Annotated in this window: 9 protein-coding genes and 1 tRNA gene; 4 read left to right on the top strand and 6 right to left on the bottom strand. The window is 63.1% G+C overall.

From position 1 onward, the window contains the following. Window positions 1–14 precede the first annotated feature (14 nt). Window positions 15–1,871 (bottom strand): AsmA family protein, encoded by a 1,857-nt coding sequence (locus tag NKI38_RS02005; protein WP_352654370.1) that lies wholly within the window; start codon window positions 1,869–1,871, stop codon window positions 15–17. 216 nt (window positions 1,872–2,087) lie between these two features. On the opposite strand from NKI38_RS02005, the gene NKI38_RS02000 reads away from it, so the two are divergent. Then, window positions 2,088–4,046, top strand: a complete 1,959-nt coding sequence (locus tag NKI38_RS02000) for an acetoacetate--CoA ligase (protein ID WP_352654369.1) — start codon at window positions 2,088–2,090, stop codon at window positions 4,044–4,046. A gap of 277 nt (window positions 4,047–4,323) precedes the next feature. Here the strand turns inward: NKI38_RS02000 and NKI38_RS01995 are convergent, their stop codons facing one another. Continuing rightward, entirely contained in the window at window positions 4,324–8,052 is a 3,729-nt protein-coding gene (locus tag NKI38_RS01995) for a PAS domain S-box protein (RefSeq protein WP_352654367.1), read from the bottom strand. Between the two features lie 248 nt (window positions 8,053–8,300). On the opposite strand from NKI38_RS01995, the gene NKI38_RS01990 reads away from it, so the two are divergent. Continuing rightward, entirely contained in the window at window positions 8,301–8,759 is a 459-nt protein-coding gene (locus NKI38_RS01990) for a phasin (RefSeq protein WP_352654365.1), read from the top strand. 380 nt (window positions 8,760–9,139) lie between these two features. Then, window positions 9,140–9,216, top strand: a tRNA-His gene (locus NKI38_RS01985). Window positions 9,217–9,303: 87 nt separating this feature from the next. On the opposite strand, the gene NKI38_RS01980 is transcribed toward NKI38_RS01985, so the two are convergent. The 4 genes from NKI38_RS01980 to NKI38_RS01965 all read right to left on the bottom strand — a co-directional run bounded on the left by NKI38_RS01980 (window position 9,304) and on the right by NKI38_RS01965 (window position 13,097). After that, entirely contained in the window at window positions 9,304–10,104 is an 801-nt protein-coding gene (locus NKI38_RS01980) for a hypothetical protein (protein WP_352654363.1), read from the bottom strand. Between the two features lie 181 nt (window positions 10,105–10,285). After that, window positions 10,286–11,101: an oxidoreductase gene (locus NKI38_RS01975; RefSeq protein ID WP_352654361.1), complete on the bottom strand. Its 816-nt coding sequence runs from the start codon at window positions 11,099–11,101 to the stop codon at window positions 10,286–10,288. Between the two features lie 69 nt (window positions 11,102–11,170). Next, a complete protein-coding gene (gene fabF / locus NKI38_RS01970) occupies window positions 11,171–12,472 on the bottom strand; it encodes a beta-ketoacyl-ACP synthase II (RefSeq protein WP_352654558.1) in 1,302 nt (433 codons plus the stop codon). Window positions 12,473–12,518: 46 nt separating this feature from the next. Then, window positions 12,519–13,097 (bottom strand): TetR/AcrR family transcriptional regulator, encoded by a 579-nt coding sequence (locus NKI38_RS01965; RefSeq protein WP_352654556.1) that lies wholly within the window; start codon window positions 13,095–13,097, stop codon window positions 12,519–12,521. Window positions 13,098–13,183: 86 nt separating this feature from the next. Between NKI38_RS01965 and NKI38_RS01960 the strand changes: the two genes are divergently transcribed. Beyond that, a complete protein-coding gene (locus NKI38_RS01960) occupies window positions 13,184–14,290 on the top strand; it encodes an efflux RND transporter periplasmic adaptor subunit (RefSeq protein ID WP_352654359.1) in 1,107 nt (368 codons plus the stop codon). Window position 14,291 lies beyond the last annotated feature (1 nt).

Genomic DNA, 14,291 nt, shown 5'->3' with positions numbered 1-14,291 from the left:
AAAGCGCGGCTGCCTTATTCCCCCGAAACGCCGCGGCTGATCGGTGAAATGAACGGCGTGCTCCAGGTCCCGCCGACGAAGAACGATGCCTGGTTGGGGCCTTGCTGGCCGTTGGTCTGCGTTGCCGCCTGGTCCGGCTGAATGACACCGCCGGACAAGGCCAGCCCGCGTCCGGCGTAGGACGCGATCCCGGACAGCCAGATCTTGTATTTCGCCGAATTGGCTTCGGCCTTGTCGATCCGTGCCACGCCCTTCGAAATGCTGGCCTTGATCTCGGCACCGTCTATCGGCAGCGTGCCGTCGGAGACGTCGTCGAGCGCGAAAAAGCCGCCTTGTTCGGTATGCTTGAGGAACGCCGGCAGGTTGAGCTTGCTCAACGCACCTGGTCCGAAGGTCGCCGAAACCGAGCCGTCGGCATTGTCGAAAATGGAGTTCCAGGTTCTGCCAGGCCCCTTGAGGATGACCGAAACGGTCCCCGTGCCGACCGGCACCAGACGCGTCATCCCCGCCGCGGTGGCGAAAGCGCCGCCGTCGATGTCGGAGGCCAGCAGCCGGATTTCGACCTGCGAGCCTTCCGGCTTGCGGTCGAAGCGAAGGCTCGTCTGGATGTTGCCGCCGAAGGCCGAGGCATCGGAGATATCGAAGACGGACAGACCATCCTTGACCTGTGCGGTGGCGGCGACGTCGGCGAGCTGGATAGGCCCCGCCGTGGCGTGTGCCGCGGACAGCCTGAGATCGAGGTTGATCTTGTCGGCGAAACTTGTGTCGATTTCGCTGGGCCCGGCCCCTCCGGTCGGCGCCAGCGGCGTGAAGGCCGACAGGAACGATCTGAGATCGAGCGTGTCGAAGGCGAGTGTGCCGGAGATCACCGGCTGTGCTTCGCCAAGCGACAGGTCCAACGCTCCCATTCCCGGATTGTTGTCCAGCGCGATGGCGGTGTTGTCGAATTTGACGCGCCCGGCCGTCGTCGCCGTGACCTTGCTCGAAATGCTGACCGAGCCGATCGCGGCGCCCGGCGCGATGCCGGACTGCAACCATTCCAGCACGCGGCGCAGCGAGGGCGCCGAAAACTTCGCCTGACCGTCGAAATAGCTGTTTTCGGACATGCTGGCCGTGCCGTCGAAAGAGAAGGTGGCGGGCGCGGCCTTGAAAGACAGAGTGAGCGGCGCCATGCCGCCGGCAAACAGCACCAGCGGCTTCTCCGAGGCGGCGTCCACGGCCACGCTTTCGCCGCGCCAGATCCCCGTCGCCGACAGCGTCGCATTGCTGTTCATCGCCGCCCAGGTCGCCTGGCCGCTCAGGCTGCTCAGAATCTCGACGTCCCTGCCATTGACCGAAGCAACCATGCGGCCATCGCGAAACTCCACCGTGCCGAAAGTATCGGTCGGCAGCTTGTCGAGATCCGGCGTGGCGGGGTCGGCATTGACGACGCCGCGCGCCGCGTCGATGGAACGCGTGATGCGCCCGCCGGTCGGGACGGCGGGCAGGAAAAGGCCGGTTGGTGTGCGCTCAACCCGGATCGTCGGCCGCACCAGCCGCGCCGTCGAAAACACCACGTCGCCGCGCAAGGCCGCCATGGCGGAAAGGTCGACCTCGACCCGTTCGGCCTCGACGACCGGCGGCGCCTCGGTGTCGGTCCATTGCGACAGCGTCACATCGGTCAGGATTGCCCGGAATGTCGGCCAGACCTCGATGCGGGGCGAGCCCTCGATGGCGACCCGGAAGCCGCTCCACGCGCTCATTTCCCAAGCGATGCGGTCGCGCACGATACGGGTGGAGGCGATCAGCGGCAAGGTAGCAACCACCAGCGCGATGACGATCACGGCAGCGCCGATCGCCCATATTCCGCGCCGGATCAAAGATGATGGCATATCGCCCCGTATGCTTCCATTCCGACAAAATCGCCCGATGGTGTAACCCAGTCGTCACCACGACTTCCAGTCGTCACTACGACTTAGGGCTGACGCATTTCAAGTCTTTATGGCCCGGCGATGGCATTTGCGCACATCTGGCTGCATCGGCCGAACAAAATCTTGCTCTGCTGCGCTGCGATATGCATAAGCGATGGCGACCGCGGAGGAACGATCATGGCTGCCGAAGTACCGCTCTGGATCCCGACGCAAGACCAGATTGATGCAGCACCCTTGACCGCTTTCACGAAGGCCGCCGCTGGAAAAGCCGGCGTGGCGTTTTCTTCATATTCGCAGCTTCACGGCTGGTCGATCGAGGATCGCGAAGGGTTCTGGAGCCTGGTTTGGGATTTCTGCGGCATCGTCGGCGACAAGGGAGAGCCTGTGTTGGTCGACGGCGACAGGATGCCCGGCGCATCGTTCTTCCCCGAGGCCACACTGAATTTCGCCGAGAATCTCCTGAAGAAGACCGGCGCCAGTGAGGCGATCGTGTTTCGCGGCGAGGACAAGGTCGAGCGCCGTCTGTCCTGGAACGAGTTGCATGCGCTGACCTCGCGGCTGCAGCAGCTTTTCCTGTCGCTCAAGGTGAAGAAGGGCGATCGCATTGCCGCGATGATGCCCAACATGCCGGAGACCGTCGCCGCCATGCTCGCAGCCGCCTCGATCGGCGCGGTCTGGTCGTCCTGCTCTCCCGATTTCGGCGAGCAGGGCGTGCTCGACCGCTTCGGCCAGATCGAGCCTGTCGTCTTCATCGCGCCCGATGGCTATTGGTACAACGGCAAGGCGATCGAGGTCGCCGACAAGATCGCCGCGGTCGCGGCCAAGCTCGGCACTGTCCGCAAGATCCTGGTCGTCGACTATCTAGGCACTTCGAGCGATGTCGCTGGCACCATAGACAAGGCGGTGGCGCTGGAAGAGGCGCTGTCGCCCTTCGCCGGCAAGCCCGTTGCCTTCGAGCCGCTGCCTTTCGCGCATCCGCTCTACATTCTGTTCTCGTCGGGAACGACCGGCATTCCCAAATGCATCGTCCATTCGGTCGGCGGCACGCTGATCCAGCATGTCAAGGAACACCGGCTGCATGCAGGGCTGATCGAGGGCGACCGCTTCTTCTACTTCACCACCTGCGGCTGGATGATGTGGAACTGGCTCGTGTCGGGGCTCGCTTCGGGTGCCACGCTGCTGCTCTATGACGGCTCGCCCTTCTACCCTGACGGCAATGTGCTGTTCGACTTTGCCGATGCCGAGAAGATGACCTTCTTCGGCACCTCGGCCAAGTTCATCGATTCCGTGCGCAAGGCCGGCCTGAAGCCGATCCGCAGCCATGATCTGTCGAGCGTGCGGGCGATTTCCTCCACCGGCTCGCCGCTGTCGCCGGAGGATTTCCGCTTCGTCTATGACGGCATCAAGAAAGACGTCCATCTGGCCTCGGTCTCCGGCGGCACCGACATCGTCTCCTGCTTCGTGCTCGGTGTGCCGACGCAGCCGGTCTGGACCGGCGAGATCCAGGGTCCCGGCCTCGGCCTTGCCGTCGATGTCTGGGACGACGACGGCAGGCCGGTCCGGCAGGAAAAGGGCGAGCTGGTCTGCACCAAGGCGTTTCCGGCGATGCCGATCGGCTTCTGGAACGATCCCGAGGGCAAGAAGTACCGGGCGGCCTATTTCGAGCGCTTCGACAATGTCTGGTGTCATGGCGATTTCGCCGAATGGACCGAGCATGGCGGCCTGATCATCCATGGCCGTTCCGACGCCACGCTCAACCCGGGCGGCGTGAGGATCGGCACGGCGGAGATCTACAACCAGGTCGAGCAGATGCCGGAGATCCTGGAGGCGCTGTGCATCGGCCAGGACTTCGACAACGACGTGCGCGTCGTCCTTTTCGTGCGCCTGGCCGCCGGCGTGCAGCTCGACGAGGAACTTGAAAAACGCATACGGGCAAAAATCCGCGGCGGGGCAAGCCCGCGTCACGTGCCGGCCAGGATCGTCGCCGTCACCGACATCCCGCGCACCAAGTCGGGCAAGATCACCGAGCTTGCTGTGCGCGACGTGGTGCATGGCCGCGCCATCAAGAACAAGGAGGCGCTCGCCAACCCAGAGGCGCTGGAGCTGTTCAAGAACCTGCCGCAACTGGCGGACTGATCGCGATCTCCGGCATGGTTACCGAAATATGTCGGTAGAATTTACCTAGATTTCATGAGTGGTACACATCCGTAAATTTTCCGCCGGGCCGGTAAGGAGTTGTTAAGGTCCGGCGTCGATAGTCGCATTCAACTTGAGGGAGAAATCCCGTTCCTCGGCCTCCGGAGGATCCGAATTCGCTCAAGCCCCCGTTGTGACAGCAATCCTATCTCTTAAGGCGTCCTTTGGGCGCCTTTTCTTTTGCCGGTACGAGATCGAGCTGTGGAGGGGCGCTGGCCTATTCCGCAAGTACACGGGTCGAGGGAAAAGCGACCTCGACCAGCGTGCCTTCACCCGGTGTCGAGTTGATGATGAACCGGGCGCGGTTGGCTTCCACCATCGCCTTGGTCAACGGCAATCCAAGCCCGGTGCCGTCGCCGCGTCCGCGCTTCAGCGCATTGATCTGCTTGAACGGCTTCAGCGCCTGCTCGATCTCGGCCTGGCTCATGCCGATGCCGGTGTCGCGCACCCGCATGACGACGTCGCCCGATGTCTCATAGGCGGTCGAGACGATCACCTGGCCGCCGGCCTGGGTGTAGCGGATGGCGTTCGACAGGATGTTGAGGGCGATCTGGCGCACGCTGCGCAGGTCGGCCACCACTTCCGGCAACCGCGAAGCGAAGCTGGAGCGGATGATGACGCGCTCGCGGTTGGCTTGCGGCTGCATCATCGCCACTGTCTCGGCCAGCGTGTCGTTGAGCGACACCGCCTCGTAGGCCATCTCCTGCTGGCCGGCTTCGATCTTCGATATGTCGAGCAGGTCGTTGACGAGGTCGAGCACATGATTGCCCGACCGGTTGATGTCGCGCAGATAGTCACGGTAACGGTCATTGGCGACAGGTCCGAACTTCTCGTCGACCATCAGTTCGGAAAAGCCGATGATGGCATTGAGCGGCGTGCGTATCTCATGGCTGATACGGGCGAGGAAATCGGTCTTCTGCGAGGACGCGCGCTCGGCCACCGCACGCGCTTGCGTCAAGTCCTCTTCGGCCCGCTTCCACTGCGTGATGTCGCGCACGACAGCGCAGAAGCCACTGTCGTTGGGCAATCGGCCAATGGTCATGAACAGCGGGATGAAGCGCCCCTGCGCCTCGCGCCCGATCACCTCACGCCCGTCATTCATCACGCTCGCCACGCCGGGCTCGGACAGTCCGTTGAGATAGTCGCGGGCGGCGCGCTGGCTTTCGATCGCAAACAGCGAGGCGAACGGCTTGCCGGTCACGTCGTCGCTGTCGAAACCGAACAGCGCTTCGGCCGGACGGCTGATCGAGCGGATGGTGCCGTCACGGCCGATCAGCACGACGCCGTCGGTGGCGGTGTCGATGATGGTGCGCATCTCGGCGATTCGCGCCTTTAGCTCGGGAATGTCGGGCTGCGTCTGCTCGTCGCCAACCGCATTCACCGGTGCGTCATCCTCGCCGGAGCGGCGAACGACCAGCATCAGCGCCTTGCCGTCGCGCCAGGGGACTGAGCGCAAAATAGCCTCGATCGGGAATTCCTGCCCGTCACGCGTCTTCAACCGAAGCGCGCGATCGGCGCCGTCGGAAGCGCCGTCGTGGGCGTAGGGATCGGCAAACAGCGCGCCGAGGCCGCCGGCATCCGCCAGGTCGTCGAGCGCCTCATAGCCGGTCAGATTGAGGAATTCCTCGTTTGCATAGTGCAACTGGTCGCCGGAATGGATAAGCAGCGGCACGGGCAGCTTGCCGAGAAGCGAAGTGTCCGGAGCCTTGTGCTCATCTCCGGCCGAAAACGCCGACGGTACGAACCCTTCGGCCTTGAGCGGCGGCACCTGCAGGCGAGGGCGCTCGACGCGTGCCGCAACGGCGTCGCTTGGACTGGCGGGTTCCTCGGCCGACGCAACCGCCTGCTCGGCAGGCGCCGAGGCTTCCTCGTCGGGCTGCGCCCAATCTTCACTATCCTCGGCATCGCGAAAGTCCGCCGACGTCATGCTGTCGTCATCATGGTCGGCATAGTCGAGCAATGAGCCCGCCGCCGCATTCGACTCGGAGGGGTCTTCATGAACCGCTTCGTTCGGATGGCCGCCATCAAGCCGCGCCAGATCCCGCTCGTCCTCGGCATCGACATCGGTTTCGGACAGCTCGGCTGGCGCTGTTTCGTTCTCTGGCTCTGCCGCGGGGATTTCGCCGGCATGCGTGGAGTCTTCCTGCTGGACAGCATCGGGCGTCGACGCAACCTCGCCAGCCGCCTCGACCGGGGCTTCGGCCTCCGCTTTAGGCACGTCAGCTTTTCCCAAAGGTTCAGCAGATGTTTCGGTCGTCGCTTCCTCGAAGCTTTCAAGGCTGGGCTTCTCGGCCTCTGGCGGCTCGACCGGGGAGCTGTCTTTCTTCAGCCGCTCGCCGATCTCGCGGAACGCGCTGCGTTCCAGACTCGACAGACCCTTGTCGTTGGCTGGCTGCCGATGTTCGGCCAGCCTGATCACCTTGTCGGCAAAGCGCCGTTCCGGTTTCGGCACGATAGTCAGCGCCGGCACCTCGCCCTTGAACGGATCCGATGCCTGAGCATCCTCGGCCTTTGGCTGTTCGGGCTCGACTTCGACGGCTTGCGGTTCCGGCGTCGCTGGCGCCTTGCCGTTGGGCACCAGCGCCATGCCGATGGCTTCCGGATCGACGACCGCATCACTGGCGCGCGCGACGCCGAAGCCGCGGAAACCTTCGAAGGCGCGGCTGCGGCCATAGACAGGCAGCGCCGCCAGGTCGACAGGTATCTTCAGACCGGTGCCGACGACCGGCCAGAGCACGGAGCGCCCGGACCAGGTGTCGCGCCGTTCGAGCAGGCCTGATATTTCGCCGGAGGGGTCGAGACCGAAGGTGGCCGCGACATCCTTGAAGCGCCGGCCGATCACGTCGGCCGCCGGCTTGCCGACTATGTCGGCGAATTCAGGCGACAGCGCGCTGAACTTGCCCTCGGCATCGGTGCGCCAGACGAAGCGTACCGGCGCCGCCATGCGATCTGTCGCCGAGACCGTCGCGGGCGCGGAGGTGGCCTGGACATCGTCCCGTTTCGTGTCTTGGGCAGGAATTTCCAGGGCGGCCGGTTCAGCCGGTGCTTCAGCTTCGGGCGCGGCTGGTCGCGGCGCCCGTTGCCCTTCGTCCTCGCCGGCATTGAAGTACCAATGGTCGTGCTGCGCCGGCGTGCGCGCGGCTGCCGGTTGATCGCTGTTGGCTGCCGTGGGCGGCTGCGCCGTCGCGTCGGCGATCTCATGCGGCTGCGATGCGGCGACGTCGCCGGCCGGCGCAGCCCCGGCAATGGTTTGCGCCGGGTGTTCGCCGCCAGCGGTCGTGTCGTCGAGCTGGTCCTCGTCGATCACCACCAGCAGATGCCGCTCTTCGGTCAGTCTTGCCAGCCCCGCCGGATAGGAGGCGGTGCCACCGGGGACGAGGCGCTTGACGATGCGGTCGCTCTCGGCCGCGACATCGGCGACGAGCGCGGCCAGCGTCTCCGGCAGGATACCCAGCGCCGAAAACCCCTCCGAGGCGGCCTCGATGTTGCCCGCGGCATCGACAAAGGCGATGAAATGGCCATCCTCGGTAAGGCCGCTGATGGCGCGAGCGGCGATTTCGCCGGCACTGCGCGAACCCGTCTGCGCCGCCGGCACCGCCAGCATGATCGCCTTTTCGGCGTCCGGCATGGTCACGGCACTGGCCAGGAAGCCGACGGCGCGGCTGGTCATGCCGGTCGCCAGCCGCACCATGATGGCGCGGTCGCTGCCGATCTCGGGAAATCCGCTGGTCGCCATGATCTGTCGCCTGGCGATCAAGGGCAGCTGCGTCGAGGCGCCGATGATGGCCTCGATGTCGGGATAGCCGAACATCGCGGCTCCCGGCCCATTGGCCCAGATCACCTGCTCCAGGTCCGCCGACAGGATCGCGATCGCGTCGCCGGAGGCAAAGCGCTGGCGGACCGCGTCGAGCACGGCGACGTCGAGGAAGGAATATTCGGACGGCATGCGCTTGGCGAACCCTAACGGAGCGGCGAATTTGCAGTTAACGCTTTGTTAATAAAAGCCGGAGGCGCGAAGGTCCACAAGCCAGAACGTGCAAAGGCTGGAATTTGGGCTCTTGGTTAATGGCCCAAAAGAATTTATGGTGCACTGCAACAAAGATATTGCAATGCACAAAATTTGCCTTTATATTGCCATCATACATGAACGAGACGGCTTTCTGTCAAAGCCGCTGCCGCTGAAAAGGATGGAAAATGTCCAGGACCAAAACCGCCGAGACGATCGAAAACGTTGAATTCCCGAGCTTCGACGCTTCCAAGGCCACCGACCAGATGCGCGCCTTCGCCGAAAAGGGCGTTGAGCAGTCGAAGGAAGCCTATGCCAAGCTGAAGACCGGCGCCGAGGAGACCCAGAAGGCTCTGGAGTCGACCTTCGAGACCGCCAAGACCGTTTCCAGCGACCTTTCGCTCAAGACCATTCCCGCTCTGCGTGCCAATGCCGAAGCCGGCTTCTCGCACCTCGAAGCGCTGATCGGTGCCAAGTCGCTGTCGGAAGTCGTCGAACTGCAGACCGCGTTCCTGCGCAAGCGCGTCGAAACGACCGTCGAGCAGGCCAAGGACTTCCAGGCTGTCGCCTCCAAGGCGGCCGAGGACGTCTCCAAGCCGATCAAGACCGCCTTCGAGAAGGCGATGAAGGAAATCAAGGTCGCCTAACATTTACGCATGATCTGAAGATGCAACAAAAGGTCGCATTTTCTTAAGATAGATCAGCCGTATGATGGTGACCATCAAGGAATGCCCGGCGGGTGGAACCTCCTCCCTCTGCCTCCCGGGGTGACCAGCCAGCACCTCCTCCCGCTGGCTCGTAACAGGAAAAGGCCGGCACCTCCTCCCGCCGGCCTTTTTCTTTGTCTGGCGCCCTGTTCTTGCCTTGTGCCCCTTTTTGCCAGGCAAATGTCGTGCCGAAGTGGGGAAGTGATCTTTGCTTTCCAAAAGCCTTGAATTAGAATCCATAAGCCCGTAAGGACGCATCGCCGAACGACAGAGCGGTCGAGTGGGATGAGTTTCTGCTTCGATCCCACTCAGGCAAACGTGCCGTTGTAGCTCAGATGGTTAGAGCGCCGGATTGTGGATCCGGAGGTCGCTGGTTCGATCCCAGCCAACGGTACCATCGGCTTCTCGCTTAAGCAATTGATTTTACATCACAAAATTCAAGCTGTCAGCTTCCAGGCTTGCTGTCGGAGCGTTCAGGCGTCAGCTAGAAGCGATAACGGACTCCAACGGTATTCGCGTTGGAACCCTCTCCCATATTTCCAAACGTGCCACCGGCGCCGGATCTGTGGTGGAGTTGATAGACAAGCTCGACGTTGGGAGCTTGTCTTAGCCTGAAGGAAAGCTCCGCGCCGATGAAACCAAGGAAAGATGCGTCGCCGTCGTAATAGATTTCGCGTTCGCGTTCGATCCCGGTGGTGCCCGTAACGGCACTCAGACCGGCCGTCAGTGCGGGCGCAATTGCCAGATCGCCAATGACAAGGCCCTGGTGACGAACCCTAACCCCGGCCCAAACTTCTCCTGATGTGTCGTCGTCCTCGCCAAACCTTGCGGCGGCCCCGGCCACACCGCCAAGAACGAAACCAGCGCCAATATCGGCAAAGTCGCGGCCGTAAGCAGCTCCGATTATGTAGTTGTTCGTATAGTCGGCGCCGAAGACGTTGATGGTATCCCCGAAGGACCCGGCCGCAAAAACGCCGCCAAAAAAATAGACGTCGTTCTTCGCCGGTTGACCGGCAGCGAAAGGATCTTCGGTTGCAAGATAGATGAAGGGAGAACTGTTGTCGGCGAGGGCGGAAGTAATGGAACTGGTCAGGATCAGTGCAGCCAAAGCCACTTGCACCCCGCGCATGCACAAGCTCCGAATCAATCGCCAGTCGATCCATCCTTCTTCCGGTATTTCACGGGAAGAAGCAAGTTCCCCGCTCCAGGAGTTGGAAAAGGCTCTATCCCATTGCTTGAGATAGCGGGTCGCCTCGAGCCAGTTCTCGCGGATCTTCACCGCCAACGCCCGAACCAGCCGCAGGCAGCTCCGCGGGTTGGGGGAGATGCGAACGACCAGGGTGCCTGGATCGACACGCCAATCTTAGGTTTCGCTCACTCCGCAGTCACCGCCCGGTTGCGAGCCACGATTTCGTCGTGGCTCAGCTTACCGCCGGCCGCCATGAATTCCCTGATGAGGGCCGACGTCAGGCCGGCAGCCCGAGTTGCTTTCGCAGGCTCTTGTCGAATGCGGACGCGGGGACGAAACGGCGCAGGAAACTGACCTGGCGCGCCATTTTTCCCGCCGCATAGCGTTTCTTCGGAGTGGGATCGATCGCAGCGGCCAAAACGGTCTCGGCTACCACTTCGGGCGCATCACCTTTTTCCATCGATTTCCGAACGGATGTGGTCATGCCAGCGCGCGCGGAGTCATAGATATCAAGCAACTGATCGGGGGCGGCGAGATTGTCCTCGAATGACGTACGGGTATAGGCGGGCTCCACCAACGACACGCGAATGCCGAACGGGCGCAATTCGTGATCGAGCGATTCGGAATAACCCTCGATGGCATGTTTGGTCGACGAGTAAAGCGCGAAATAGGGGGCGGGGATAAACCCCTGTACCGAGCTCAAATTAACGATTCTGCCCTTCCCTTGGCGTCGCATTGTCGGCAACACCGCGTTGGTCACGCGGAAAACGCCGAAGACGTTCACGTCGAACAGCGCCTGAGCCTGTGCGATTGAGGACTCCTCCGCGCCGCCAAACAGACCCATGCCGGCATTGTTGACAAGCAGGTCGATGCGCCCGGCCTCGGCCAGTACCTTCTCGACCATCTTCACGACGGACTCATCGTCGGTCACGTCACAAGCCAGCATGGTAATGCCACCAGAGCTTTCGGCGGCTCCGCGACGACTGGTACCGAATACGCGATAGCCCGCGCTTAGCAAGGCATTGGCGGTAGCGCGGCCGATGCCGGAAGATGCCCCTGTCACAAGGGCGACGCCAGGATTGGTCTTGTTCATGGAAATTATGTCTTTCTTTGTGTTGGACCGGAGTTGGAGAAGCTTGGAAGGGGGAGCGGAGGGCGTCAGTTATGAGCGCCCCTGGCGCTCGCGTCGGGCCGCCGGGACGGTCCAGCGCCTGAACAAGGCGCTGGCATTCACTCCGCCAAAGCCGAAGCCATTGGAGATCGCGTATTCCATCTCCATTGGCCGGGGCTCGTTTGCGACGAAGTCGATACCGTCGGCGGCCGGATCGGGAGCGCTTAGATTGAGTGTCGGTGGTGCCACCTGATCCCTGAGCGCCAGGATCGTGAAGGTGGCACCAAGCCCGCCGGCCGCGCCCAGCAGGTGTCCGGTCGCGGATTTCGTTGCGCTGACAGCTATCGCGAAATCGTGCCCGAAGACGCTCTTGATCGCTTCGATCTCACCCAGGTCGCCGATCGACGTAGAAGTCGCATGGGCATTAAGATGCCGAACCTCGCGTGGCGAAATCCCCGCTTGCGCAATCGCGATCTCCATGGCCCGGCGCGCGCCGTCGCCGTCTTCAGGCCCGGAGGTGACATGGTGGGCATCCGCCGTCGTGCCGTAGCCGACGAGCTCAGCCAATGGCTTTGCGCCGCGCGCCAACGCGTGGCTCAACGCCTCGATGACCAGCACGCCGGCTCCTTCGCCCATGACGAAGCCGTCGCGTGACGTGTCGAAAGGGCGCGAGGCTTGACCAGGACGGTGATTGAAGGAGGTTGAAAGAGAGCGTGCCGCTGCAAAACCACCGAGGCTGACGACATTCATGCATGCCTCGGTTCCGCCGCATACGGCGATATCGGCTTCATTGGCGCGGATGAGGCGAGCCGCATCGCCGATCGCCTGGATGCCGGCCGCGCACGCCGTGACCGGCGCGCCGAGCGGGCCTTTGAAGCCATGGCGGATCGAGATGTGGCCCGCCGCGAGGTTTACCAGGAAGGATGGTACCGTGAAGGGTGAAAGACGGCGAACACCGCGCTGATCAACCGTTCGCACGGCTTCGGTTATCGCCGGGAAGCCGCCGACCCCTGAAGCGATGATCGTGGCCGTGCGCAGGCGATCTGTCTGCGACACGGGTGCCCATCTCGCCTGGGCAAGCGCCTCATCCGCAGCCGCCAGCGCGAAAAGAATGAAGCGGTCTACCCGGCGCTGGTCCTTCGGAGCCAAGATCATATCGGGATCGAACCCGGACTCGGGGTCTTCTTCCACGCTGGGGACCACGCCGCCGACCTTCGCCGGCAGGTCGCCCACCATATCGTCCGGAAGCTTCCGGAGCCCGGAGCGACCGGCCAGGAGACGCGACCACGACGCCTCGACATTGGCGGCCAGCGGCGTGACCGCTCCTACGCCCGTAACCACAATCCGTCGCATCCATTCTCCTATGGCTTGGGCGTTTCGGTCGCGCTGTGAATGCCCTTCAAGCCGCGACTGCTTTGCGCACTTGATCTGTCGCCGCATCGAGAAAGGCCTTGGCGAGGTCCGGGTCGTTGACCGCGCGCGAGAGGACGACCGCACCGACCATTGTCGAGAGAATGGCCATGGCATTGCGGCCGGGCTGCGCGCCGCCAGCCTCGTCGACCCATGGTCCCAACATCTTGAGGTATTCCCTGATTCCGGATTCGAACGATGCTTTGACGTCGCTGCCCTGCCTGGCAGCATCCGAGCCGAGGGCAACAACCGGACAGCCGTCCATCTTTTCTTCGCGATGCCCCGTGCTGAGATAAAGGTCGATCACCGCGCCAAGCGGGTCCCCGGGTTTCGCCGCGACCGCAGCCGACCATCTGCGGGTCGCGTGTTCCATCGCCCGGCTCGATGCCTGGGCAGCCAGATCCTCCTTGGATGCGAACTGCTTGTAAAAGGCGCCTTGGGTCAGCCCGGCACCCTTCATCAGATCCTTGAGGCCGATGCCGTCAAAGCCGCGCTCGCGAAAAAGGCGACTTGCCACATCGATCACGGTTTGCCGGTTTTGCTCTGCCTGACTGCGACTTACGCGCATCATCAGTCTCCTTTTTTAGATTGCATTCGTAATCAATAGCAGATATAGAGTTCGAACGCAATCTATTTCGGCATGAGGCGATGGGTATGAAAAAGCGACTTGTCATTGGGCTGGGCAGCATCCTGGCCGCTGGGTTAGGGGTGGCCGCATTCGTCACGCTGCCCGTTCGCACGCAGGCAGCCGCAGTGGCGGATCCGAGGCAGGAAGCGCCGATCGTCAGATTGGTGACGGCGGCGCCAGTGGCTGGATCCGAACGCGGCTTCACGGGCACGATTGCCGCGCGGGTGCAGAGCAATCTTGGTTTTCGCGTACCCGGCAAGATCATCGAGCGCTTGGTGAACGTCGGTGAACGGGTCAAGGCGGGCCAACCGCTTCTGCGTATCGACGACACCGATCTGGCTCTCGCGCTCACCGCCAAGCGCAATGCGGTCGCCGCGGCACGCGCCGTGCTGGTTCAGGCGAGCGCTGACGAAAAGCGCTATGCCGTTCTGGTCAAGAAGGAATTAGCAGCAACTCCGCAGCGCTACGAGCAGGCGAAGGCCGCGTTGGATACCGCGACCGCACAACTCGCCGCCGCCGAAGCGGAAGCGAAAGTCGCGGAAAACGAAGCGGCGTATTCCGTCCTGGTGGCGGACACGGATGGAACTGTGGTCGAAACCATCGGCGAGCCGGGACAGGTCGTCTCCGCCGGTCAGACAGTGGTTCGGATCGCCCAGGCCGGCCCCCGTGAAGCGGTGGTCGCGCTTCCCGAAACGATCCGGCCGGCGATCGGTTCTGTGGCCGAGGCCGCCGTTTATGCAGCCGATGGGCGCCACACGGCACATCTGCGGCAGTTGTCGGATGCCGCCGATCCCCAGACCCGTACCTATGAGGCCCGCTACGTGCTCGACGGGGAGGCCGCGGCAGCACCGCTTGGCGCGACCGTGACTATCCGGATCACAAGCCAGGCGAACCAGCCGGAAGTCCAGGTGCCGCTCGGAGCCGTGCTCGATGATGGCGGCAAGACCGGCGTTTGGACCCTGGATCGCGCCACGTCGACCGTACACTTCCGACCCGTCAGCCTTGTTCGTGTGACAAGCGAAAGCGCCGTGGTCTCCGGGCTGAACATGGGAGATCCGGTCGTTTCGCTCGGCGCTCATCTCCTGCAGGAGGGCGCTCGCGTCAGGACTGCCTCCGAAAGCGGGAGCAACTGAC

The organism is Mesorhizobium sp. M0621 (assembly GCF_040320745.1).
Classification (GTDB): domain Bacteria; phylum Pseudomonadota; class Alphaproteobacteria; order Rhizobiales; family Rhizobiaceae; genus Mesorhizobium.
The sequence above is the reverse complement of the archived record's forward strand: the minus strand, read 5'-3'. Positions and strand labels throughout refer to the sequence as shown.